This window comes from Spongiactinospora rosea (assembly GCF_003315795.1).
Taxonomy (GTDB): Bacteria; Actinomycetota; Actinomycetes; order Streptosporangiales; family Streptosporangiaceae; genus Spongiactinospora; species Spongiactinospora rosea.
In genome coordinates this window covers 17829-41105 of record NZ_QMEY01000015.1, presented here as the reverse complement: position 1 = coordinate 41105, position 23277 = coordinate 17829, and the positions used below count along the sequence as shown (strand labels likewise).

The following is a 23277-nucleotide window of genomic DNA, read 5'->3' as shown; positions in this document are numbered from 1 at the left end:
CAACTGCCGGTTCCTCAACCCCGTACCAGCCGAGTCACTGCCCGCCGTGAGGCACGCAACCACGATCATAAGGCTAGTCCGGGTCGCCTGCCGCGGGCGCCCGCGAAGCACCTTCAGGGGCGGGGCCGGGGGGCTTGGGGGTGGGGGCGCGGAGTTCGGCGGCCACGGCGCGTTCGCGGAGGGCGTCGGCTTCGGCGCGGACGCGGGCCAGTTCGCCGCGCAGGTCGGTGATGCGGGCGCGTTCCAGGGCCAGGTCCATGGTGAGGCGTTCGGCCTCGGCCGTGGCCGCCGCGCGTGCCTGCTCCGCCTCTGTCGCACGCTCCTGATCCCGGGCCGCGTGCTCTCTGGCCTGTACGGCCTGCGCCCGGCACTCCGCCGCCTCCGACAGCGCCTCCGCGCGCCCCTGTTCGGCGGCCTCCGCTCGTGAGACCGCTCTGTCCCGTTCCGCCTCGGCGGCCTGGGCCTGGGCGCGGGCGGCGGCGGTGGCGCGTTCGGCGTCCTGGGCGGCCTGCCGCGCGGTGAGCGCGTCGTCGCGGGCCGCGTCACGCTCCGCGTGGGCCAGCCGTACCTCCTCGGCGGCCTGCGCGGACTCCTCCTTCGCCTGCCGCGTCTCGGCCCGGGCGGTCTCCACCCGCTCGGCCATCTCTCTGGCGATCTCGTCACGTACGCGTTCGGCGGTCTCGACCTTCTCGGCCATCTCCCGCCGTGCCGTGTCGCGGGCCCGCTCCGCCTGATCGGCTCGGCGCTCGGCCTCCTGTGCGGCGAGTTTGGCGCGGCGTTCGGTCGTGGCGGCCTCGCGGAGCGCGGCCAGCGCCTGCTCGCGCGCGGTCTCAGCGTCGGCGAGCGCCGCGTCGCGGTCGGCGATGGCCTGCAGTTCGCTTTCCTGCATCGCCGCGCGCTCCCGCCGGGCGTGCTCGGTGGCCTCGCGCGCCAACCGTACCTGCTCGAACGCCTGCTCGCGCTCGGTGCGCGCGATGGCCACCCGGGTGTGCGCCTCGGCCTGGATCGCGCTGACCTTGGCCTCCACCCCGGCCGGGCTCAGCTCCTGCGCCAAGACCTCCGCCAGCGGGCTGATCGCGGCGGCCAGTCCCTTCTCCATGCGGTCGTAGAGATCTTCGACCCTGGCCAGTGTCCCTTCCAGGCCCGGGGTCGCGCGCCGCAGCTCACGTTCCCGCTTCGCCACTGCCTGGCAGTCATTCTGCGGGCAGTACTCCCGCGGCCTGCCTCGCCCCTGCCGCTGCTCGATCACCGCACCGCAGTGCTTACACGGCCGGGCCCCGCCACTGATCTTCGTGGTCACGTCGGTAGCGTAGCACCTTGATTTTCCAGAAATTCAAATTCAATAAAGCGGGTTTGTTGCGCCGTGATGTTGCCTACTCAACTCACGAGAATGTCAATTCCCGAAAGTTGATCAACGAGCCGGGGAGAGGCGCTTGCGATGCGCCCATCTGGGGGATGGCCGCGACAGCACAGCGGAGCAATAATCCAGGCGGCACGGTAAGCGGCCGTTCACGGTCGGCAGGGCCGACGCGCTCGTTCCTGCGCCGTGCATCGAGGCGCCAATCGGTGACGAGGAGGCCGATGTGGCAAGACGAAGGCGGAACCGGCACACCCGAGTGGCGGCCTTGGCGGCCGGTATCGTCCTTACGACGTCTCCGGTCGCGGCCGGTGCCGCGCTCGGCGACGCGGGCGACCGGGCCGCGCCGGCCCGCATCGCCGAGTGGGTGGTGGACCTGGACGCCACCGGGTTGCGCGACCTACTGGCGCGCGGCCAGGTCACCTCTGTCGGACTGGTCAAGGCGTACCAGGCGCGCATCGACGCCTACGAGCGGGCGTACGCCGACCAGCCCGGTGTCAATGCGATCATCCGCCGGGACCCGACGGCCATCGCCGATGCCGCCCGGCTCGACGCCGAACGCCGGAAGGGACGCATCCGCGGCCCGCTGCACGGCATCCCGCTCCTGATCAAGGACAACTACGACACCGCGGACATGCCCACGTCCAGCGGCTCGCTGGCGCTGCGGCACTGGCGTACCGCCGATGACGCCGAGCAGGTCGCGCGGCTGCGCGCGGCGGGCGCGATCGTCATCGCCAAGACCAACATGCACGAGTTCGCCTCCGGCATCGAGACCATCAGCTCGCTTGGCGGGCAGACCCGCAACCCCTACGACCAGACCCGCAACCCGGGCGGCTCCAGCGGCGGCACGGGTGCCGGTGTCGCGGCCGGCTTCGGCGCGGCCGGGCTGGGCTCGGACACCTGCGGCTCCATCCGCAGCCCGGCGGCGCACAACAGCCTGGTCGGGCTGCGTCCGAGCCAGGGCCTGTCCAGCCGCGACGGCATCGCGCCCCTCTCCGACACCCAGGACGTCGGCGGCCCCATGGCCAAGTCGGTCAGCGACATCGCCCTGATCCTGGACGCCACCGCCGGATACGATCCGGACGACCCGTCCACCAAGGCGTCCATCGGCCGGATCCCGCGCACCTACACCGCCACCCTGAACGACAAGGCTCTGGTCGACGCCCGCATCGGCGTGTTCACCGACTACCTGAGCACGTCGGCGCCCGCGCAGACGACGACGGCGCTGGTCCGGGCGGCCGCCGGGGACATGGCCGCGCAGGGCGCGACCATCATCGACCTGCCCGCCCAGCCCGCGCTGATGTCGGCGCTGGACGGCTCCAGCGTGTTCGCCGACGAGGTCGAACGCGACCTCAACCGCTACCTGGCCGCACCGGGTTCACGATTCCCACGCTCACTGGCCCGGCTGGAGCCACCGGCCGACATCGTGACCCTGGCCGACATCGTCACCTCCGGCCAGGTCACGCCCACGGTCTTGCAGCGACTCAAGGAACGGCTGGGCGGCTCGACCGCCCCGCAAGACGGCTATCGCCAGCGGCTGGCCCGGCGCACGGAGGCGCAACATCTGCTCCACGAGCTGTTGCGGGACAACGACCTGGACGCACTGGTCTACCCGGCGGTCTCCCAGCAGGCCGCCCCGATCGGGCAGCCCCAGGCGGGGCTCAGGATCTGCCCCCTCGCCGCCAACACCGGATTTCCCGCTCTGACGATCCCGGCCGGTTTCACACCCGACGGCATGCCGGTGGGAGTCGAACTGCTCGGACGCCCCTTCAGCGAACCGACCCTGCTCGGCCTCGCCTTCGACTACGAGCAGGCCACCCACCACCGCCGCCCACCGAAGAGCACCCCGCCCCTGAACCCCTGAGCCGACCTCGGCCCGCCCGGCACGGCAGATGGAGGCACCCGGATTCTCCTCAGCGAGAACCCCGTCACCGACCTGGAGGTGGCCGGGGGGAGGCTCCGCGGGCTCGGCGAGGACGGCCGCGGACAGGGCCAGAGCGCCGAGGGTGCGCAGGGCCACCACAACACGCCCCGATTGAGGGCAATTGATCATATTCAAGGGGTGGCCAGATGGCGGTGGCGGCGCCAGTCAGCGATCACCGGCGGCCCGCAGTGCGGTGTGGTGCAGCAGGCCGTCCAGGATGAGGGCCAGGCCGGCCTCGAATGCCGACTCGTGGTCGATCATCGGCACGTCCGCCGGTGGATCCGAGCCGTCGCCGGAGCCGGCGTCCGCCTGTTCTTCCAGGACACTGCCGACAGTGAAACGGCCGGCGGCCAGCATCGCCGTCTGGGCGTCCCGCTCCGGCACTCCGGAGGTGACCAGGAAGTCCATTTTGCGGCGGATCCGGTCGAGGTCGCCGACGGGAGTGCTGCCCGCGTGGAGGCGTGCGCCGTCCCTGCGCATCAGCAGGGTGCGCCGGAAGCTTCGCGTGTTGTCCAGGAACCACTCGCGCCAGTCGTCGTCGGGCGTCGGCAGCGGGGCGGCCGAATGCGGTGCCATCGCCGCCTGCGCCATGGCGGCCAGGAGGTCCTTCTTGGTGCGGAAGTACCAGTAGAGCGAGGGCTGTTCGACGCCCAGCCGCTGCGCCAGCCGCCGCGTACTGACCGCGTCCAGCCCGACCTCGTCGAGCAGGTCGAGCGCTTCGGAGACGACGATCTCGCGGTTCACCTTGGTCACGTTGACAAATCTATCACTGATAGATGACCCTGGGAGAGGAATCATTCACTGATAGATTTTGAGGTGATGGGTATGGCCGACAGTCCGGACCCCCTGCGGGTTCTTGTCGCCGGCGGCGGGATAGCGGGCCAGGCGCTGGCCTTCTGGCTCACGCGGGGCGGCCACAGGGTGACCGTCGTCGAACGTTTTCCGGTGCTGCGGGCCACCGGGGCGCAGGTCGACCTCCAGGGACAGGGCATCGAGGCCGTCGAGCGGATGGGGCTTCTTGACGCCGTCCGCGGCAGGCTGGTGGACGAGGCGGGCGTCGCCTTCGTCGACGCGCGCGGCAGGACCAAGGCGACGATCATGGCCAACACCTCCGGCCGGGGCCGGCAGACCCTCACCTCCGAGTACGAGATCATGCGCGGTGACCTGGTACGCATCCTGCACGACGCGTCGAAGGACGACGCCGAGCACGTCTTCGGCGTGAGCGTGGACGGCTTCGAGCAGGACGAGCGGAAGGTCATCGCTCACTTCTCCGACGGGACCTCCGGCGAGTTCGACCTCCTGGTCGGCGCGGACGGGCAGGGATCGCGCATCCGGCGGGCGATCCTCCCCGCGGGCCGCGACCCGTACTGGCGGGTCGGCATCCACATGGCCTACTGGTTCATCCCGCGCATCGCGTCCGACGGCGACATCCGGGACACCTACCTGGTCCCGGGTGGCCGTCAGATCATGCGCCGCAGCCACAACCCGACCGAGACGCAGGTGTACTTCGTGCTGCGGGAGGAGTCCGAGGAGGCCTCGGCGATCCACCGGGAACCGGTCGAGCGCCAGCGGAACTTCTGGGCGAGCAGATTTCGCGACGCGGGCTGGCAGACCGAGCGCTTCATCGACGGCATGCGGACCAGCCCCTTCTTCTACTCCCAGGAGATCGTCCAGGTCCGAACCGGCACCTGGTCCAAGGGCCGTGTGGTCCTGGTCGGCGACGCCGCCCACTGCGCCTCCCCTTACAGCGGCATGGGCGTCTCCGGCGGCCTGGCCGGCGCCCACGTCCTGGCGGGCGAGATCAACCGGCACCCGGGCGACCTGCCGACCGCGCTGGCGAACTACGACAGCGTGCTGCGGCCCTTCGTCAACGAGATCCAGGGCGAGGTGAACCCGCGTCTCCTGCGCCTGGGCATGCCGATGACCCAGCGTGCGATCGACGCCTTCCAGGCCGCCACCGCCCTGGCGTGCTTCCTGCACCTTCCCGGCCTCGCCGCGCGCTTTTCGAAGAGCGACCGCGGCGGCACCTGGCGGCTCCCTGGGAACCCGGCGCCGATCAGCACCCTCCGTTCGATACTCCCCGAGGGCCGGGCGGATGACTCCGGCGGGGTGTCCGGGTGCGGTAGGAGTGGCCGAGTTCCGGGCCGAGTCCGAAGTAGTGGCGGAAGTTGTAGATAAGGGGGCTCCACGCTGCGGGATCGATGTGGTCAGTGCCGGGAACGACGATGCGGGAGTCTGCGTGCACCTTGCACACGACGGCCTCGACGATGAGGAAGTCCCCGAAGACGTCCGGCTGCACCCGCCCGGCACGGGCCTCCAACTGGATCGGGCATCCGGCGACGCGAGGCGGCCGGACCAGATGGGAGGGCTCGCCGGTCAGATCCGCGGCGGCGAACTTGTCCGGCTCGAAGCGGCAGTCCTCGGGTTTGCCGGAAGGCACTGGACTTCGGCCGGTCAGTGCCGCCAGCCGCTCCACGGCCGGCCACTGGGCAGGGGCCGGCAGGTTGATGACCAGGTCAGGGCGGCTACCGAGATTGTGCGCGGTCTGCCCATCGGGGCCCAGCCCCATCACGACCGTCTGTCCGAGGGCCCATGCGGACGATATCGGGGCAAGGTTAAACGAGCCATCCTGATTCTCCGTCGACAGGAGCACCACCGGCGTCCCGAAGTACAAGATGCTCGGCTCGATCTCCACGTGGATGCGGGGAGGTGCCGTGTTCATGGCGGCAGCCTAGGGGCCGGTCGTTTCGGCCTGGGCCGAAGCGTCACAGGGGGACAATCGGCGGCATGGACACGCAGCGCGCGCATGTAGCCGGTCCCGACCTGGCCACCGTGGCGAAGCTTCTGGCCGACGGTACGCGGGCAGGCTTCTGTCTCGCCCTGCTCGATGGCCGGGCTTGGACGGCGACGGAATTGGCCCGCCATGGGAGAGTGGCGCCCTCGACCGCGACCGAGCACTTGCACGCGCTCGTCCGCGGAAACCTGCTGGCCGAGGAACGGCAGGGCCGCCACCGTTACGTGCGCTTGGCCGGTCCGCACGTAGCCGAGCTGATCGAGGGCCTCACCGCGATGGCGCCCGAGCGCGCCCCGGCGCCCCGTTCCCTGTCGGCGGCCGGTCGCCGGCGAACCCTCGCCCACGCCCGCACCTGCTACGACCACCTCGCCGGGACCGTGGGGGTCGACATCACCGATGCGATGCTCGAACGCGGGCTGCTGGACCTGGAACACGGACTCGGGCTCACCAGCGCCGGAGCGATCTGGCTCGAAGATCTCGGCATCACCGTCACGGCCGGTACGCGCCGGCCATCGGTACGGTCATGCCTGGACTGGACCGAACGCCGCCCTCACCTGGCCGGCGCCGTCGGTGCCGTCCTGTGCCGTCACGCGTTCGACGCAGGCTGGGTCACTCCCATCGGCACCACGCGCGCCGTCGCAGTCACAGCCCTCGGCCGGCGGGCGCTACATCGCCATCTCGGCTTGTCGTCAGAACTCCTCCTTGCGAAGAAGTGAGGAGTTCTGACACGGCCGCGGTCGACACTGGGCAGGGCTCGGCAAGGCGATGGACTTCGCCCGCACCATCAAGCGGAGATTGCGCATCAGCGGCTGATCCTCATGGTCCATGGGACGACGCGACGTCAGTGTCGAGGGGTGGCCGGTTCTCCCAGGAAGCCGCGCAGCGGCGTCCCCTCAGGCCAGGCCGATACATACACTTGCGTGTATATATGCTCTCGTGTATGTTCGAGGCGTGGTCAACAGCGTGCAACAGCGTTTAACGGCGATCTCGGAACCGAACCGGTTCCGGATCGTCGAGTTGCTCAGGGACGGTCCGCGGTCGGTGGGGGAAATCGTCGACGCACTGGGCCTGGGCCAGCCGCAGGTGTCCCGGCATCTGCGGCTGCTCGCCGAGGCGGGCGTGGTCGAGGTGTCCAGACGGGCCCAGCAGCGGATCTACCGGCTGCACCCCGAATCGCTACGCGAGCTGAGCGACTGGGTGCAGAGATTCGCCGTCCTGTGGTCGGAGCGCATGGATCGCCTCGGCTCCTTCCTCGAAGAGGACGACCGTTCACCCGACGAGACGAACCAGCAAGGAGATTGAGCATGTCCGAAGACACCGCGGACGGCATCGTGATCGACCGGTCGAACAACACCATCCACATCAGCCGCACCTACGCCGCCGGCGTCGACCGTGCGTGGTGGGCCTGGACCGACGCCGAGGCGATCACCCGCTGGTGGGGTCCGCAGGGCTGGGCGGCGACCGTGTACGAGATGGACGTGCGGCCGGGCGGACGCTGGCGGTTCCAGATCGCGCCGGTGGACGAATCGGCCGCCCCGGTCCGCAGCATCGCCACCTACAAGACGGTGGTCGCCCGCGCCGAGTTGAAGTACGACGACACATTCGCCGACGAGGCGTGGCAGTCCGACGGCACGGGCACCTTCCCGACCGCCGTCACCTTCGCCTCAGCCGGTACCGGCTGCACCGTCAACGTCACGGCCGGCTTCCCCGACGGCCAAGCCCTGCAGCGGGCGGTCGACCTCCAGATGGCCGAAGGGTACGCCGAAGCTCTCGACCGGCTCGGCACCCTGCTGGACGACCCGCACGGCAATCACGCCGACGCACAATCAACCGAAGGAGAAACGATCATGTCCCATCTTTCCACCGTCACCTCCGCCGACGGCACCACGATCGCCTACGAGAAGACCGGTTCGGGTCCCGCGATCATCGTGATCAGCAACGTCGCCGAGGACCACACCGGGGTCGCGGGCGTGGCCAAGGCGTTGTCCGAACACTTCACCGTGATCAGCTTCGACCGCCGCGGCCGCGGCGCCAGCGGTGATCCGCAGCCCTACGACCCGGCGCGCGAAATCGACGACATCGCCGCCCTGATCGACGTGGCAGGCGGCTCCGCGGCCCTGACCAGCGGATCCGGTGGCTGCGGACTCACCCTCGACGCGGCCGGCGCGCTGGGCGACAAGGTGACGGGGCTCTATCTCTACGAGCCGCCGTTCATCGTCGACGACTCTCGTTCTCCGGCGCCCGCGGACTACGTTGAACACCAGGAAGCCCTGGTCGCGGCGGGCAAGCGCAGCGAGGCCGTCGAGTACTTCATGACCGAGATGATCGGTGTCCCGGCCGAGTACATCCCCGCGATGAAGCAGGACCCATCCTGGGACGTCATGGCCGAATACGCCCACACCTACGCATACGACGGCCGGATTCTCCGAGGGCTCCAGGACGGCAAGCCGCTGCCCACCGACCGCTGGTCGATCGACGCACCGATCGCGGTGGCCGTCGGCGGCAACGGTGAGACCTTCATCCGCAACGGTGCCCACGCGCTGGCCGCGATCCTGCCGAACGTCACCGTACTGACGCTGCCCGACCACGATCACTCCGCGTTCTGGATGGCGCCGGAACCGGTCGCCCAGCAGGCACGCACCTTCCTGCTCGGCTGACGATCATATGTCGCCCTGCTCGCCCCCACCAGGAGCTGAGCATCACACGTCCAGCCCGGATACGGGCCAGTCAGCAGCAGACGCCGGGGGATGACCCTTCTCGCGCCGGCTGCCCCCGCCAGCACGCTGAAGTCCATCGCGGGCAGATCGGGGTCGAAGGCGGCGGCGAGCAGCGACACCTGCACGACATCTTCGGCGCCGACCTCCCGCCCCCTCAGCGTGGAATCAAGTGGGCTCTTCGACCCGGGCGGATATCAGCTTGCTCGTTCAAGTGCTGAAATTGGACAATCGCCTCTCGTGTTGGGCATTTCCGGCTTCGCGCCGACCTTCCTCGTCGGACTCAAAGCCGTCCGCGATGATCATGGACCGAGCCTGGCCGCGCTTGGCGGTCGGCGCCTGACTGGGTTCGCGATCGTGCGTTTCATCGAGGACGGAGACTGGTACGCCGATTGCCCCATCGTGCTGGACTTCGACGGTGTCCAGGTAGAGATCTGCCACTCGAAGTTCGATGAGCTGTCGATCGGCTGGAACACCATCGACACGACGGCTGCGATCAGCGGCTGGGAGTGGTTCGAGATGACTCCGGCATGGTCCGGCGCCGATGAACGGCTTGAGCCGTTCATCGGCCAGGAACTGCGCGAGGTCGCGCTCCTTGAGTGGCGGCCATCACGTCGTGACGTGGCGGCCGACACCCTCGCGGTGGAGTTCGTCTTCGGCACGGGCCGCTTCCACATCGCCAACGCTCTTGATGAGAACATCATCGAGGTCGGCGACGCCCACCCAGCATTCGTGCGGCACCTACTGGACCGTGGCGCGCAGCCGGACTAAGCCGGCCTCCGGTTGATCTCGATGACCGGCGGCAGGGTCACTGGGCCGGCGTGCTGATTCGCCCGGGTGTTGGCCGGATGGGGATTGGGGACGGCGGCGAGCATGCGCTAGGTCGTAGTACTGCCACGGCTCACCGGCTGAATAGGGGAGCCGTGGCAGTACCGAAACCGGTGCAGACTACATGGTCGGTGCGTGGCCTTGGGGTATACGCGATCTTTGTCTGCTCTGGAGTTCGGCGGCTGTCGTTCATCGCCCCCGGCCACCGCGCGCCCGGCCAGAGTCCATGACGCAGGCCCGCCCTTCCTGCTCAGCGGACGATCAGATCAGGCTGTCACCCCGTGCGAACCACGCTCCCGCCGACCGACCGCATCACTACCCAGAGCGGCGGGTGACTCGGGCCAGCCGGAGTCGAGAAGATCGAAGATGGCGTTCAGTGCGGCCAGGGGGTCGGGTTCCGTGCCCGCGAGTTCGGGGATCTCCAGGACGTAGCGGGCCAGAGCGCGGATGGTCATGTCGGAGGGGTCGCGGCCGCTCTCGGCGGCGATCGCCTCGGCCAGGGCTCCCTCGCCGGCTATCCAGAGCTTGCGTGAGTATTCCCGCAGGGCGGGCGTGCTGACGATCAGGTCGCGCTTGTGCCGCAGTTCGGGCGGGAGATCGTTGGTGAAGGGTGCACGGGCCGCCATGCTGCGGCGCAGGGCTTCCAGCACGGACTGGCCGGGGGGCCGGTCGTGGACCGCGGCGGTCAGCCAGATGTGTCGTTCGGCGCCGTCGTCGAAGATCAGCGGCTGTACGCCTCGGCGCGGGACGTCTCCCTGGGGCTGCTGCCGATGACCGTCGGCATCATCGTGGCCTCGGGAGCATGCACGGTGCTGATCAAGAAGCTGGGCCGCACCCTTCTCCTTTTCGGTCTCGCCGTCATCTTGATCGGCTGCGGCCGGCTGCTCGTCCTGGTCGCAGCCTTCGGCACGGACCTGAGTCTGTGGGCCTTCACACCAGCCGTCTTCCTCACCGGCCTGGGGATGGGCGCCTGCTATGGCGCGATCGGCGACATCGATCTCGACGAGGCCGACAGCGCCAGCGGTTCCCTGTCGGCGATCCAGCAACCGGCGGCCGGTTCCGGCTTCGGCTCCGCCATGATGGCCAGCCTCACCGCCATCACCGCCCCGGCCGTGCCCCTGATCCCTCCACCGGCCGAGCCCCCTGGGACGTACGACGCCTGCCACACGCCGAGGGCAAGAACTTCCTCGTCACGGGCGGCAACGCGGGCATCGGACACTTCGTCGCCGAACAACTCGCCCGCACAGGCGCCATCGTCATCCTCGCTGACCCCGGATCAGCCCTCAGTGCCAATGGCCCAGGGCGGATCGTCCTTTCGCGCCACCCGCACCAGGGCGACATGCGGGTACAGGCACTTCTGAAGGTGCCGGCCCGGCATGGCGCGCCGCCGGGACCAGGTTCGTTGGATGTTCCGCGCGTGCTACCTGCACCTTTCGAACACGACGTGCCGTTCGTAGCTCCACCTACACCGACCGACGGGACATCACCTCGACAGCCGGCAAAACGTTGAGACAGCGTTGCCCGGCTACGTAGATCTGCTGACTCTCGCAATCAACCGTGAGACAGAGGCGCGGTGAGCGGCCTTTCTTGCAGTCTTGAGCGTGTGTTCGGTCTTCGGGGAGACCTTCGCTCAGAGAAAGGAGGAAAACCACGAACATCGCAGCACGCCCCGGAGACGTGGATTGCGACCGCGAGGGCGGGGATCGGCATCTGAGTGGATGCCGGATCGGGGGCCCCGCCCTCCACTCGATCAGGAAGGTAGACATCATGCACAAAATCGTCCTGCTGGTCAGCTCATGCCTGATGCTGTTAGCGACTGCTCTCGCTGCGCCGTCGGCCGGGACTGCGCAGTCCGTCGACTACCCAAAGACGCGCTACAACGTCAGGTACGGCAACTCCTACGTGAAAGGCAGCCTGATCTGGTACAACCGGTCGGTCAAGGTCAGCGGCGCACTCAAGGCCGCCTCCGGCTGCCGAGACGTCGTGTACACCGCATTCACGGGTGGCACCATTCGAGCCAGAGAAACACGGGGCGCCTGCAACCGCACCCGCACGCACGGATTCACCATGGTCGTAAACCTTCGCGGCGGAGCAAAAAGGGTCTATGTGGACCTGTACGAGAACGGCCATCTTCGCGACTACGCCATCTGCACCCGTGACGGTTGCGCTTAACACTGGTCGGTGACGGACACATCGACGAGTCCAAAGCACGGCCAATGCGGTAAAAAGCGGGATCGGACATTTCCGATCCCGCTTTGATGTTCGTGCCACTGCGAAGCCGTACCCAGGTGCCTGCCGATTCTTATCGCAGCAACTGCCGTGCCACAACCTGAGTGGGCGCCTTGTCCGCCAGAGGGGCGAGTGTCAGCCGAGTCGGGTCAGGCCGTTCTCGTAGGCGAAGGTGACAGCCTGCACGCGGTCACGCAGGCCGAGTTTGGTGAGGATGTGGCTTACGTGCGTACGGATGGTCGCCTCCGACAGGTACATCCGCGCTGCGATCTCCATGTTGGACTGGCCGGCGGCGATCTCGGCGAGAACTTCTCGTTCGCGCGGGCTGAGCAGCGCGGCGCGCTGGTCGGGGGGTTTGGCGGAGCCCTGTGGGCGGGAGGCGAAGTGGGAGATGAGCCGACGCGTCGCGGACGGGGCGATGACCGCGTCTCCCGCGTGCACAGTCCTGATCGCTTCGACGAAGAGCCTGGGCGCGGTGTCCTTCAGCAGGAAGCCGCTGGCACCTGCGTGAATGGCGTCGAAGACATATTCGTCGAGATCGAAGGTGGTGAGGATGAGCACCTTCGGTCCGTCACGCGCGCAGATGTGCCGGGTGGCCTCGATCCCGTCCATTCTCGGCATACGCACGTCCATGACGACCACGTCGGCGGGAATCTGCTCCAGCAGGTCGAGTGCCTCTTGGCCGTCTGAGGCTTCGCCGACGACCTCGATGCCGGCTTCGCGGCGGAGCACCAGCCGGATTCCGGTACGAACCAATTCCTGGTCATCGGCCAAGAACACGCGGATCGTCTCTGCCACAGATCACACCCAGGGAAGTGTCGCCTCGACCTGGAATCCCCCACCGGGGAGCGGCACGGCCCGCGCCGTACCGCCGAGCATCGCAGCGCGCTCCTGGATGCCGATCAGACCATGTCCGGCTCCGGCCGGCCGCATTCCTGCGGGCTCCTGACGAAAACGACCGGCTCCGTTGTCGGTGACCCGGATGTGCAGCCCATCGTCGGCGTAGTTGAGTAACACCTCGGCGTTGGCTTCCTTCCCAGCATGCTTGAGCGTGTTGGTCAGAGCTTCTTGCACGATGCGATAGGCGGACAAGCCTATAACCGAAGACACCTCGTGAGCTTGTCCTTCGACCCGAAAGCGTACTTCCAGCGGCAGCCGCCTGACTAGATCGTGGATCGCCTGGATATCGGGCTGCGGCGCGGCCGGCGCCTGCCGTAACACTCCCAGCAACAACCGCAGCTCGATGAGCGTGGTGCGGCCGGACTCGCCGATCGCCTCGACGGCCGCGTCCGCCGCGGCGATGTCCTCATCGAGAAGCGCGGCAGCGGCCCCATGCGCCTGGATCACAATGGCACTCACATTGTGCGCCACGATGTCGTGCAGCTCTCGCGCGATCCGCACGCGCTCCTCGTCCAAAATGGCCTGCACCTGGCTCTCTTCGGCGCGAGTGACAGCCTCGGCCAGGGCTTCGGCCTCAGCGCGGCGCAGTCTGCCCATCCCCCAAGCGGCCAGGCACGACACGAACGACATCGTGAACAGATCGTCGGCGGGAGCGGGCATCGGGAACGGCACGACGTCTGGACCTGCCCATACCCGGACGGCACCCAGCGCCACGGGCACCAGCGTGCCGCCGAGGAACAGCCCCGCCCATCGGGAAGTGGTCCACCGACCCGTCGTGTAGAACATGAGCATCAGGGCGGTCGGGGTGCTCAACTCCGACCACGAGGCGTTCCACTCCGCCCAGATGTCCCACCGGCCGCCCATCAACCACAACGTCCACACCAGGGCCAACACCGGCAGTGGATGGCTCCGCCGCCAGGCCAGACTGGCGTAGGCCAGCAGATCACCCCAGAACGTCACCGCGATGTGACCGGGCTCGGTGACGCTCTGGTCGTGGTACGGAACCGTGATCAGCAGATACCCGCAGGCGACCGTGGCCAGTAGTGCGTCCGCCACCCGATGATGACCGCTCCACCACGATAAGAGCCGACGTATCATGACCTGACGCTATGACGCGACCCCCGCTCCCCGCCTCATCCCCACCGCGTACGGACCTACGCCTGAAGGCCGATGGCAGAAATCAGCTGTCACCCTCTACCGTCGCCAGGCGTGTAGCGCTCGCGGCGAGCGCCGGTCGAAGCCGGGGACGTCGATGATGGCGGCGTTGCGCCCGGCCTGGACTCGGCCGGGGTCTCGGTAGCAATGCGGAAATTTCCCAATGAAGTAATGCCTGACCTGTGGGAACGGCTGCTTTTGACAGGTGGCGATCACTGCCGCTACGCCCGTTCCGGCTTTGCCGGGTGCGGCAGCGCGTGACACCACCCATCCCGTAGGCGGGCGGCCGCGCGGGCGGAGACGGGAAAGCGCCGATGTGAGGTGCCGATTTGTCGGAGCCGATCTCTACGATGCGGGGCACCGACCATGTGAAGGGAGCACGATGACCGCCTTAGCGCCGAACGCCTGGGACGACGCCCTGACCCAAGCCTTCGCGATCCTCCTCGGCAAGCCGCTGGAGGACTACGACGCGGATGCGACGTACGGCACGTACTACGTCTGCCCCGACCTGTCGCTCGACCTGTTCGACAGGGACTTCGACGTCGCCCCGCTGGCGCGCGGGGAGATCGTCAGGCCGCCGTTCCCCAGCATGCCCATCCTGGGCAGACTCTTCGAAGGCTGGGACCGCATAGCTCCGCACTGGACCATCGACCTGGGCAACTCGATCTTCTACGCCGAGGACTCGGGGCACGGTGTGGACGGGCTGGAGTCCGGGTTGCCGGGCGTGGAGTTGGGCCGGATCCTCATCGAGCGCGGCATGAAGCCCAGTGATCTGTCGAAGGCGTCTCCCCTGGTCGCCTTCCGCGTGCACAGTGACGGATCGCTGCTGGACGCGATGCGCGTCATCACGGGAACCATGCGCGGTCCCGAACACCTGACGCCGCTGGAGTCCATGTACGGGGTCGAAGATCGTTGGAGGAATCGCCTGGCCGCCGTCGAACATGCGGGGCTGCGGGACCACCTGCTGGACCTGTGCAGGGACGCCGACAGTGCCAGGTGCGATGGCGCCCTTTACGTCGAGGACGACGAGAACCCCGGATGCGGTATTCCCCCGTATCCGGTGATCGCCGCGTGGGAGTTCGGCGAGGGACAGGCCTGGTCGGCCGTCGTCCGGCTCCCCACCGGCCCCGGACGTCCGGAAGCGGATCCGACCCCCTGACGATCGCGGCGACCTCACCGCCCTCCGACGGGCCGGCTCCGTTTCCCGGATGGTCCGGATGGCCCGGATCGCCGGCCGCCCCGGCCGCTTCGAGCCACGCCGCGCCGCCGCCCACGTAAGCGGGCGCCGCAGCAGTCATGAGGCGTCGGCCGTGGTGGCCCTTCGGACGCAGTCGCGGAGGAGGGCGCGGCGACGGTCGTGTACAGCTTGAGGTTCCTGGTCACTGGCCGCGTAGACGTTGCTGACCGGTGACCAGGCCATGGACATGGCGATGACCATGGCCATGATGTCGAACGGGTCGCCTGCGCGAATACGCCCGGCGGCCTGGGCCTGGGTGATGGCCGTGAGCTTGTGGTCGTCGTAGTGCTGGTGGGTCTCGACGAGGTGTCCGGCAGGTCGGCGTTCCAGGCGTGTCCAGGTCGCCAGCCGGATGAGGTCGGGGCGGCGCAGGTATTCGTCGTAGAGGCGTACGGCCCAGTCCGCGAGGTCGTCGGCGTCGATGGGGACGACGTTGGTGATGCGCTCCAGCGAGCTGAGGAAGATCGCGTCGAAGAGTCGTTCCTTGTCGCCGAAGTAGGCGTAGAGCTGCGCCTTGTTGGTGCGCGCCGCCGTCACGATGCGTTCGATGCGCGCCCCGGCGATGCCGTGCTGGGCGAACTCCTTGGTGGCGGCGTCCAGGATGCGCTGGTAGGTCTCGGCGCCGCGCGACGTCTGGGGTTGTTCCGGCATACCCTGATCCTACCAAACAGAACAGTTGGTTTGCTTTCGTGCGCGGCCGGACCTAAGCTGCGACAGACTGTACGGTCTATTTGAGGATTCAACTATGCGAACGACCACCGGATGGCAGGCGACCGGCCCGATGGCGCTGCGCCGCACGACGCTTGAGCGCCGTGACCTGCGCCCGGATGACATCGCGGTGCAGGTCGGCCACTGCGGCGTGTGCCACACCGACCTGCACGCCCTGCGTGACCATGACCAGCACACCAGTGCGCCTCTGGTGCCAGGGCACGAATTCACCGGCGTGGTGACCGCGATCGGCCCCGAGGTGAGCGTCTTCTCGGTCGGTGACCGCGTCGCGGTGGGCAACATCGTCGACTCCTGCGGCGTGTGCGCCATGTGCGAGGCCGGACAGGAGAACTTCTGCCACTCCTTCCCGACGCTGACCTACGGCGGCACCGACCGGCGGGACGGATCGACGACTCTGGGCGGCTACTCCCGCGAGTACGTCGTGCGCGACGCCTTCGCCTATCCGCTTCCCTCCGGCCTCGACCCGGCCGCGGCCGCCCCGCTGCTGTGCGCCGGCGTCACCGTCTGGGAACCCCTGCGCTCCCTCGGCGTGGGCCCCGGCAGTCGCGTCGCCGTGGCCGGGCTGGGCGGCCTGGGGCATCTGGCGGTCAAGATGGCCGTGGCGCTCGGCGCCACCACGACCGTCATCAGCCGCACGCGGGACAAGCACCGAGACGCCCGCCGGCTCGGCGCCCACGACCTCATCGACTCCACCGACACTCGGCAGATGGCCGCCGCGCGCGACACCTTCGATGTCGTCCTCGACACCATTCCCGCAGCTCACGACCTCGCCCCGTACCTGAGGTCGGTGGCGATGGACGGCACGCTCAGCCTCCTCGGATACCTCGGCCCGCTCACCGTCGAGGCCATGGATCTGCTCGTCGGCCGTAAGAAGCTCAGCTCCGCAGGCAGCGCGGGCCGTCCCGCGACAGCCGAGATGCTCCGGTTCTGCGCCGGCAACGGCATCGTCGCCGACGTCGAGGTGCTTCCCTCCGCGCAGGTGCTCACGGCGCTCGACCGCCTCCGGCGCGACGACGTCCGCTACCGTTTCGTGCTCGACTTGTCCGATCTGGACTGAAGTCGCGACCCCCCGCCTCGCCTTGGCCTGCGAACAAGCGATCCGCGTCACCGACACCCTCTGTGATGTTCCGGTGACGGAGGAGTGACACTCCGGTCCCGGAGCGGTTTTGCCGCCGGTGTCACGCTGGCTGCCACAGAGCAGGTCCGCTCCTCGCAGTGATCGTGGGTGATGGTCGGTGCCGCTACCCGCACGACCTTTGCCGCGGCAGCAGCCTCCGGGTAAGGCCAGGCCGGCGTCCGGGAGGGAGCGCCGGACGGCCGCGGAGATCCAGCATGGGCGGACGCCGGCTCCTACGGCCGAGATCTCGCTGAGCAACGCGATGACGGCGGCGGCTCTGCAGGCGGCGCCGCCCTGGCGAACACCGCCCCCGGATGATTCCCGGCGGTTCCTGAACGCCCAGACCCGGACCGGCAACGCCGCGGTCGCGGCCGCCGCCGTGCAGGAAAGGCCGATCGCGCCGCCACCCGTACGCGTCTTCCCGCCGCCCCTGATCACCCCGCCGGGCCCCAAGCCGAAGGGCAACCCCGGCCTGTGGGAACGATTCAAGGGCGCTGTCGGCGGCGCGGCCGGATGGGGCATGGAGCACGTCGTCCGCCCGCTGCGCGAGCTGGTGGCGCGGGCGGGCTCAGGGCTCATGCGCATGAAGGACATGATCGTCTCGGATTTCACCTCCGCCGATCTGACCTTCTGGGATTTCCTGAACCCCTGGCACATCGGCGTGAAGATGTTCTTCCAGCGGTGGCACAAGTTCTCCACTGACGCGATCGCCGCCGAACGCCGGGAGCGCGCTGCCGCCGCCGCCCAGCAGGGCAGCCCGCCGGGGAAGGTGGACCCGGGGCCGATCGAGCGGATGGACAGGGTGCTCGGCGGGATGGAGTCCATGGCCGAGGGGGCCATGGGCGTCCAGAACGAGGTCCTGGAAGGCGCGGTCATCGGCGACTTCAAGGAGAACCCGACCGTCTGGAACACCGTCGGGCAGATCGCCATCGGATTCGTGCCCTACGCCGGTCAGGTCGCCGACGCCCGCGACACCATCGCCTCCCTGATCAAGCTGCGCAAGAGCGGCTGGAAGGACCCGTGGGAGTGGGCCAACCTGGCGCTGACCTTGGTCGCCTGGGTCCCGGGAGTCGGCGACGTGGCCAAGGGCATCGGGAAAGGTGTCCTGCGCACGGTCCGCGGCGGGGGAGGGCGGTTCCTCAGGTTGGGCCGCAGGTTGTGGTCGGCGGCGTTCAGGCATGGGGGCACGCTGCTGAGCAAGGCCCGCAGGTTCGGGGCGCGCCTGCTGTCGGGCGTACGGCGCCTGGGCGGGCGGCTGACCCGCTGGATCGGCGGCCTCGGCCGTGGGCTCATCGCCACGGTGGAGGGCCTGGCCACCGGCGCGCGCAGGATGCTGGCCGGCGCGTTACGCCGGGTGGACGGCGTCCTGCGGTCGATCAGGGCCTCGGCGAACGGATTCCTCGACACCGCGCTGGGGCTGCTGCGGCGGGTGCCCGGCGTGCTGCGCGGGCTGGCCGAGCGGGCGATCGGCGCGCTGCGCCGGGGCGTCGATGCCGTGCTGGGAATGGTCCGGCGCGCGGTCGAGGCGGGAAGGCGGCTGGTCACACGCCTGCTGGAGATGTTGCGGACCAAGCTCAGCGAGGCCAGGAACGCCGTCGTCCGCGCCGGTCGCTGGGTCGCGGACAAGGCCAGGAGCCTGGCCGAGCAGGGTGCCGCGCTGGCCCGCCGGGCCTGGAACGACGCGAAGCGCGAGGCCGCCCGGCTGTGGGACGACGGCAAGGCGAGACTCGCCGAGCTGGCCGACAGTGCGAAGACCTTCATCAAGCAGAACGTGATCGAATTCGTCGGCAGGACCTGGCGCGGCGTCAAGGAGCGGTTCGTCGGATTCTTCCGGCGTAAGTGGGAGCAGTTCAAGCGCAAACTCTTCGGGGAAAAGCCACCGAAACCAAAACCGGGAGGGGCGGAAAAGGCGGCCGAGCTGCCCGCGGCCCTCCTGCAGGCGCGGGCGATCGCCGAAGCGAATGAGCGGATGGGCTCGCCGGTCCCGGTGGTGCTGACCGCGCTGACCGCGCTGAAGGCCCGCTATCGGTGGATCGATTCGTTCTTCGCGCGTCCGAAGGCGGCAGGCGCGGTCTCGCTGCACCTGCGGGCGAGCGACCATGAGGTCGATCCGGACTACCGGCCGCGTCATCGCCACAGCCGCCTGGTCGGCAGGTCGGGCCGGGAGGTGTTCGGCGAGACGCGGTTCAGGGGGCTGGTACGCGAGCGTCCCCTGCGCGAGCTGACCCACCAGGAGATCTACCGCGCGTTCAGGGACACGCCATTCCAGATCACCAACCATGGCATCATGCGGCTGAAGGATCCGCGCACGCGGGCACTGGGCATGCTGACCCTGAAGGATTTCGAGCGCGTGGTGAACAACGGAATCATTGAGCTGAATGCGGCAAATGTCGCCATGCATTTGGAGCGATTCATTGTGGTGGTCGATGTGGAGTTCCGCAGGATCATTTCGATCGTGCCGAGCTGAACGGTGATGAGCATGCGAGACAGCGCGCCGCGCCCGGAAAGGGTGCGATCGGCGGTCAAGGCGGCGATCGACGCGGTGGACGTCGAGGGGCTCTTGGAGGGAGGCGCCCCGGAGGACGAGTACGCCCCTGAGATTCAGGACCTGGCCGGCCGTATCGTCGCGGCGGGCGGCGTGGACCGGGACCTCGTGCGGCAGGTGTGGTCGCACTGGTTCGGCACGCCGTCCCGGATGACCGAGGAGAAGGCCGACGAGGTCGTGCGGCTCGTCGAGCGGCGACTGGCGGGGTGACCCCGCGGCGATGAGAGCACTGATGCTGATCACCGGCCGGCGCGGATGTTGGCGGGGCAATGTGCGGGTGGGGCGTTTCGTTCCCGGAACGCGGGTGATGCCGCATGCCGCCGTGGTGATCCACTGCGGGGCAGCGGGACGACGTACCAGGCGCTTCGGGCCGGTCGGCCCGCCGTGGTCATCCCGACGAACAGCGACCGGTTGATCAACGGCCGCCTCGTCCGCCTGCACGACGCCGGGCTGCCGCTGCCGCTGCGGCTGGACCGGGCCCGCGCGGTTGCGCGCCGCGATGGACGTGGTGCGCGAGGACGCGGGCGAGCACGCCGCGGCCGCGCGTTTCCGCGACCAGCTCGGCGCGCCGGACGCCCCTGTCCCCGCGGCGGCCCTGATCACCGCAGGCCGGTGATGCCGTCCAGGACGAGGGCGATGCCCGCGAGGTACTGCTCCCGGTCGTCGTGCTCGCGCATCTGGCCGCTGATGGCGTGCATGAACGGGTAGTCGCCGGGGTCGAGTGCCTGCCACGCCTTCGACGTCGCGCCAAGGAACTCCTCGCGTTCCGCGTCGGTCTCGATGGCCGGGGTCTCCCCGCCGATGCGGGCGTTCTGGCTGACCGCGCCGAGGATGTAGTGCACGAGCGTTGAGGCCGCGACGAACCACGAGGGCCGCGGTACGCCCAGGGCGCCTACCTGCCGGCCGATCCGCTCGAAGATCCCGACCGTCACCGGGCCCCACGGGTTCCGGGTGATCTGGAGGGCGAGCCGGGTGGCGAGCCACGGGTGTTCGGTGATCGCGTCGAACAGGGCCAGGGCGACGTCGCGGATCTCGTCCTCGGGTGTGGCCGGGGCATGGTCGGGCGCGGTCGCCAGGGCGGCGGCGATGACGGTCTCGGTCGCGGTGTCGAGCAGCTCGTCCCGGCTGCCCACGTGGTAGTAGACCGCCCCGGACCCGGTGGCCAGGCGATCGGTCAGCGCCCGGACGGTCAGGCCGTTCTCACCGCCCGCGTCGAGCAGGCCGATGGCGGTATCGATGATCTGCTCGCGGGAGAGCACCTGTCTACGCCGCTGTGCCGGGCGCGCTCGCGTTGCCATGTCCTGCATTCTGCCACCTTGGAGCACCGAACCAATTTGGTGTACTGTTCCAACATGGAATGTCGCACCAAAGTAATTGGAGTGAAGGAGCCGTCATGAACCCGGTCACGATCGTCGGCGCCGGGCTCGGCGGGCTCACCCTGGCCCGCGTCCTGAACGTCAACGGCATGCCGGCCGAGGTCTACGAGGCGGAGGCCTCAGCCGAGGCGCGGGCGCAGGGCGGGATGCTCGACATTCACCACTACAACGGGCAGCTCGCCCTGGCGGCGGCCGACCTGATGGCGGAGTTCCGCGCCATCGTGCTGGAGGGCCGCCAGGCGATGCGCGCGCTGAGGCCGGACGGCGCCGTCCTGTTCGAGAAGGCCGACGACGGCACGGGTGGCCGCCCGGAGGCGCAGCGCGCGGACCTGCGGCGGATGCTGCTGGACGCGCTGCCGGAGGGCACCGTCCGGTGGGGCCGCAAGGTCATCGGCGCCCGGAGCCTCGGTGGGGGCCGCCATGAGGTGATCTTCGCCGGCGGCGGTGGCCTCACCACGGATCTGCTGGTCGGCGCGGACGGCGCCTGGTCGCGGGTCCGGCCGCTGGTGTCGGCGGCGGTGCCCGAGTACGCCGGTACGTCGTTCGTCGAGACCTACCTGTTCGACGCCGACATCCGGCACCCGGTCGCCGCGGCGACGGTCGGCGGCGGTTCGATGTTCGTCCCCGCGGAGGGGAAGGGCATCACCGCCCACCGCGAACGTGGCGGCACCCTGCACACCTATGTGGAGCTGACCCGGCCGCTGGAGTGGTTCGACGACATCGACTTCGCCGATCCGGCCGCGGCCGCCGCCCGGATCGCGGCGGAGTTCGAGGGCTGGGCCCCTGAGCTGACCGCGCTGATCAGCGACTCGGACACCCCGCCGGTGCTGCGCCCGCACTACGCCCTGCCCGACGGGCACCGCTGGGACCGCACGCCCGGGGTGACCCTGCTCGGCGACGCCGCCCACCTGCTGGCCCCCAACGGCGAAGGGGCCAACCAGGCCATGTACGACGGCGCCGAACTCGGCAAGGCCCTCGCCGCCCATCCGGGCGACGTCGAGACCGGCCTCGCCGAATACGAGCAGGCCATGTTCACCCGCATGAGCCAGGCGGACGACGAGACGGCCGCGCACCTCAAGGAGATGCTCGGCGACACGACCTACGAAAGCCTCCTCGCCCAGATCCCCGAACACCTGCGTGACCACTGAGCCCGCCCCCGTGGCTCACCTGCCGTCGCGGGGACCCGGTTCCGCCCCACGGCGCCGGGCTTCGAGGGCGTCCAGGATCAGGTCGAGACCGTAGGCGAACTCGCCGGTGTGGTCGTAGCCCGGCCGCAGGGCGTGGTCGACGATCATCTCGGTGAGGTAGGGCAGGTCGTCCGCGGGCATGTGCGCCAGGATGCCGCCGGCCACCTCCTCCACGTCCTCGGGCGTCGCGATCGGCAGGTTCGCCTCCTGCAGGACGAAGCCGCCGATGTAGCTGTCGATGAGCGAGACGGCGTGCGCCGCCATCGGCAGCGTGAACCCCGCCTTCCTGAGCACGCCGAGGACGGCGTCGTGGTGGCGTAGCGTGGCCGGGCCCGGGTCGCGGCGGGAGTCCATCAGGCCCAGGGCCCAGCTGTGCCGCGACAGGACCGCGCGCGCGGAATGGGCGCGGACGCGGATCGCGTCGCGCCAGTCGGCGCGGTCGGTGCCGGGCAGCTCGATCGCCGCGAACACCATGTCGATGGCGCCGTCGAGGATGGCGTCCTTGTTCGGTACGTGGTGGTAGAGGGACATCGCCTCCACGCCGAGTTCCTGTGCCACCCGCCGCATGGTGATCGCCTCCGCGCCGCCGCGGTCGGCGACCCGGATGGCGGCCTCCAGCACCCGGGCCGTGCTGAGCGGCCGGCGCTGTGACCGGGGTGCTGGTGACATGGCGGCTCCAATGGAACAGGACGGGTTGACAAGCTTACACACGTAAGACAGCCTTACAGATGTAAGTCGCGCCGTGGGACAAGGAGCCTCCCGATGCCGATGCCCAGATGGTGGGGACAGGTGAACAAGCGGGTGTTCAACCCCCGCGCGATCGCAGGCGGGAAGTGGCCGGTGCTGATCCACGTGGGCCGCGTCTCCGGCGCGACGTACCGTACGCCGCTGGACGCCTACCCCGTCGCCGGCGGCTACCTGTTCGTCCTGGTCTACGGTTCGGGCTCGGACTGGACGCGAAACGTCCTGGCGTCCGGCCGCGCGCGGCTCCGGATCGACGGGCGGGAGCTGGAACTCGGCACTCCCCGCCTGGTCGGGGAGGCCGAGGCGTTCCGGGCGCTGCCCGAGGGGGCGGCACGCCCGCCCAGGCTGCTGCGGATCAGCGAGTTCCTGCGCATGGACCTGGTGGGCGGCTGACGCTCTGCTCACCCCGGCCTTGCCGGAGCTTCCGCTGCCGCTGGGCGC

Annotated in this window: 22 protein-coding genes and 1 pseudogene; 14 read left to right on the top strand and 9 right to left on the bottom strand. The window is 69.3% G+C overall.

Annotation, left to right across the window (positions count from 1 at the left end):
• Positions 1 to 73 precede the first annotated feature (73 nt).
• Complete coding sequence (locus DP939_RS28570) at positions 74 to 1300, bottom strand: coiled-coil domain-containing protein (protein WP_199565471.1); 1227 nt, start codon at positions 1298 to 1300, stop codon at positions 74 to 76.
• A 283-nt stretch (positions 1301 to 1583) separates the two neighbouring features.
• Between DP939_RS28570 and DP939_RS28565 the strand changes: the two genes are divergently transcribed.
• Positions 1584 to 3221 (top strand): amidase, encoded by a 1638-nt coding sequence (locus tag DP939_RS28565; protein WP_199565470.1) that lies wholly within the window; start codon positions 1584 to 1586, stop codon positions 3219 to 3221.
• A gap of 225 nt (positions 3222 to 3446) precedes the next feature.
• On the opposite strand, the gene DP939_RS28560 is transcribed toward DP939_RS28565, so the two are convergent.
• Positions 3447 to 4034: a TetR/AcrR family transcriptional regulator C-terminal domain-containing protein gene (locus DP939_RS28560; protein WP_113983895.1), complete on the bottom strand. Its 588-nt coding sequence runs from the start codon at positions 4032 to 4034 to the stop codon at positions 3447 to 3449.
• 66 nt (positions 4035 to 4100) lie between these two features.
• Between DP939_RS28560 and DP939_RS28555 the strand changes: the two are divergent.
• Positions 4101 to 5066, top strand: a pseudogene (locus DP939_RS28555) (FAD-dependent monooxygenase); the annotation flags it as partial.
• A 271-nt stretch (positions 5067 to 5337) separates the two neighbouring features.
• Here DP939_RS28555 and DP939_RS48090 read toward each other — a convergent pair.
• Positions 5338 to 5976, bottom strand: a complete 639-nt coding sequence (locus tag DP939_RS48090) for a flavin reductase family protein (RefSeq protein WP_225878549.1) — start codon at positions 5974 to 5976, stop codon at positions 5338 to 5340.
• A gap of 92 nt (positions 5977 to 6068) precedes the next feature.
• Here DP939_RS48090 and DP939_RS28545 point away from each other — a divergent pair, with 92 nt between their 5' ends.
• The 4 genes from DP939_RS28545 to DP939_RS28525 all read left to right on the top strand — a co-directional run bounded on the left by DP939_RS28545 (position 6069) and on the right by DP939_RS28525 (position 9560).
• The gene (locus tag DP939_RS28545; RefSeq protein WP_113983891.1) at positions 6069 to 6791 is read left to right on the top strand and encodes an ArsR/SmtB family transcription factor; all 723 of its coding nucleotides are present in this window, start codon (positions 6069 to 6071) and stop codon (positions 6789 to 6791) included.
• Positions 6792 to 7026: 235 nt separating this feature from the next.
• Positions 7027 to 7377 (top strand): ArsR/SmtB family transcription factor, encoded by a 351-nt coding sequence (locus DP939_RS28540; protein ID WP_199565469.1) that lies wholly within the window; start codon positions 7027 to 7029, stop codon positions 7375 to 7377.
• Between the two features lie 2 nt (positions 7378 to 7379).
• Positions 7380 to 8732: an alpha/beta fold hydrolase gene (locus DP939_RS28535; RefSeq protein ID WP_113983888.1), complete on the top strand. Its 1353-nt coding sequence runs from the start codon at positions 7380 to 7382 to the stop codon at positions 8730 to 8732.
• 90 nt (positions 8733 to 8822) lie between these two features.
• On the top strand, positions 8823 to 9560 hold the full coding sequence (locus DP939_RS28525; RefSeq protein ID WP_199565468.1) for a hypothetical protein: 738 nt from the start codon (positions 8823 to 8825) through the stop codon (positions 9558 to 9560).
• 323 nt (positions 9561 to 9883) lie between these two features.
• On the opposite strand, the gene DP939_RS28520 is transcribed toward DP939_RS28525, so the two are convergent.
• Positions 9884 to 10267, bottom strand: coding sequence for an acyl-CoA-like ligand-binding transcription factor (locus DP939_RS28520; protein WP_113983884.1), 384 nt, complete (start codon positions 10265 to 10267; stop codon positions 9884 to 9886).
• A 21-nt stretch (positions 10268 to 10288) separates the two neighbouring features.
• On the opposite strand from DP939_RS28520, the gene DP939_RS47155 reads away from it, so the two are divergent.
• A complete protein-coding gene (locus tag DP939_RS47155; protein WP_199565500.1) occupies positions 10289 to 10978 on the top strand; it encodes an MFS transporter in 690 nt (229 codons plus the stop codon).
• Between the two features lie 406 nt (positions 10979 to 11384).
• A complete protein-coding gene (locus tag DP939_RS28505) occupies positions 11385 to 11789 on the top strand; it encodes a hypothetical protein (protein WP_147268183.1) in 405 nt (134 codons plus the stop codon).
• Between the two features lie 192 nt (positions 11790 to 11981).
• Here DP939_RS28505 and DP939_RS28500 read toward each other — a convergent pair whose 3' ends face one another.
• Both DP939_RS28500 and DP939_RS28495 read right to left on the bottom strand, forming a co-directional pair.
• Positions 11982 to 12644, bottom strand: coding sequence for a response regulator transcription factor (locus DP939_RS28500; RefSeq protein WP_113983878.1), 663 nt, complete (start codon positions 12642 to 12644; stop codon positions 11982 to 11984).
• Positions 12645 to 12647: 3 nt separating this feature from the next.
• Positions 12648 to 13844, bottom strand: a complete 1197-nt coding sequence (locus DP939_RS28495) for a sensor histidine kinase (protein WP_113983876.1) — start codon at positions 13842 to 13844, stop codon at positions 12648 to 12650.
• Between the two features lie 439 nt (positions 13845 to 14283).
• On the opposite strand from DP939_RS28495, the gene DP939_RS28490 reads away from it, so the two are divergent.
• On the top strand, positions 14284 to 15060 hold the full coding sequence (locus tag DP939_RS28490; protein WP_113983875.1) for a hypothetical protein: 777 nt from the start codon (positions 14284 to 14286) through the stop codon (positions 15058 to 15060).
• A 135-nt stretch (positions 15061 to 15195) separates the two neighbouring features.
• Here the strand turns inward: DP939_RS28490 and DP939_RS28485 are convergent, their stop codons facing one another.
• Complete coding sequence (locus tag DP939_RS28485; RefSeq protein ID WP_113983873.1) at positions 15196 to 15789, bottom strand: TetR/AcrR family transcriptional regulator; 594 nt, start codon at positions 15787 to 15789, stop codon at positions 15196 to 15198.
• A 94-nt stretch (positions 15790 to 15883) separates the two neighbouring features.
• Here DP939_RS28485 and DP939_RS28480 point away from each other — a divergent pair, with 94 nt between their 5' ends.
• The 3 genes from DP939_RS28480 to DP939_RS28470 all read left to right on the top strand — a co-directional run bounded on the left by DP939_RS28480 (position 15884) and on the right by DP939_RS28470 (position 19739).
• Complete coding sequence (locus DP939_RS28480) at positions 15884 to 16924, top strand: NAD(P)-dependent alcohol dehydrogenase (protein WP_113983871.1); 1041 nt, start codon at positions 15884 to 15886, stop codon at positions 16922 to 16924.
• 322 nt (positions 16925 to 17246) lie between these two features.
• Positions 17247 to 19451 (top strand): hypothetical protein, encoded by a 2205-nt coding sequence (locus tag DP939_RS28475; protein WP_113983869.1) that lies wholly within the window; start codon positions 17247 to 17249, stop codon positions 19449 to 19451.
• Between the two features lie 12 nt (positions 19452 to 19463).
• A complete protein-coding gene (locus DP939_RS28470) occupies positions 19464 to 19739 on the top strand; it encodes a hypothetical protein (RefSeq protein ID WP_147268182.1) in 276 nt (91 codons plus the stop codon).
• A gap of 389 nt (positions 19740 to 20128) precedes the next feature.
• Here the strand turns inward: DP939_RS28470 and DP939_RS28465 are convergent, their stop codons facing one another.
• Complete coding sequence (locus tag DP939_RS28465; RefSeq protein ID WP_113984056.1) at positions 20129 to 20827, bottom strand: TetR/AcrR family transcriptional regulator; 699 nt, start codon at positions 20825 to 20827, stop codon at positions 20129 to 20131.
• A gap of 95 nt (positions 20828 to 20922) precedes the next feature.
• Between DP939_RS28465 and DP939_RS28460 the strand changes: the two genes are divergently transcribed.
• Positions 20923 to 22053, top strand: coding sequence for an FAD-dependent oxidoreductase (locus tag DP939_RS28460; protein ID WP_113983867.1), 1131 nt, complete (start codon positions 20923 to 20925; stop codon positions 22051 to 22053).
• 15 nt (positions 22054 to 22068) lie between these two features.
• Here the strand turns inward: DP939_RS28460 and DP939_RS28455 are convergent, their stop codons facing one another.
• Positions 22069 to 22761 (bottom strand): TetR/AcrR family transcriptional regulator, encoded by a 693-nt coding sequence (locus tag DP939_RS28455; protein WP_113983865.1) that lies wholly within the window; start codon positions 22759 to 22761, stop codon positions 22069 to 22071.
• Between the two features lie 93 nt (positions 22762 to 22854).
• Here DP939_RS28455 and DP939_RS28450 point away from each other — a divergent pair, with 93 nt between their 5' ends.
• Positions 22855 to 23229, top strand: coding sequence for a nitroreductase family deazaflavin-dependent oxidoreductase (locus DP939_RS28450; protein WP_113983863.1), 375 nt, complete (start codon positions 22855 to 22857; stop codon positions 23227 to 23229).
• The last annotated feature ends 48 nt before the right edge of the window (positions 23230 to 23277 follow it).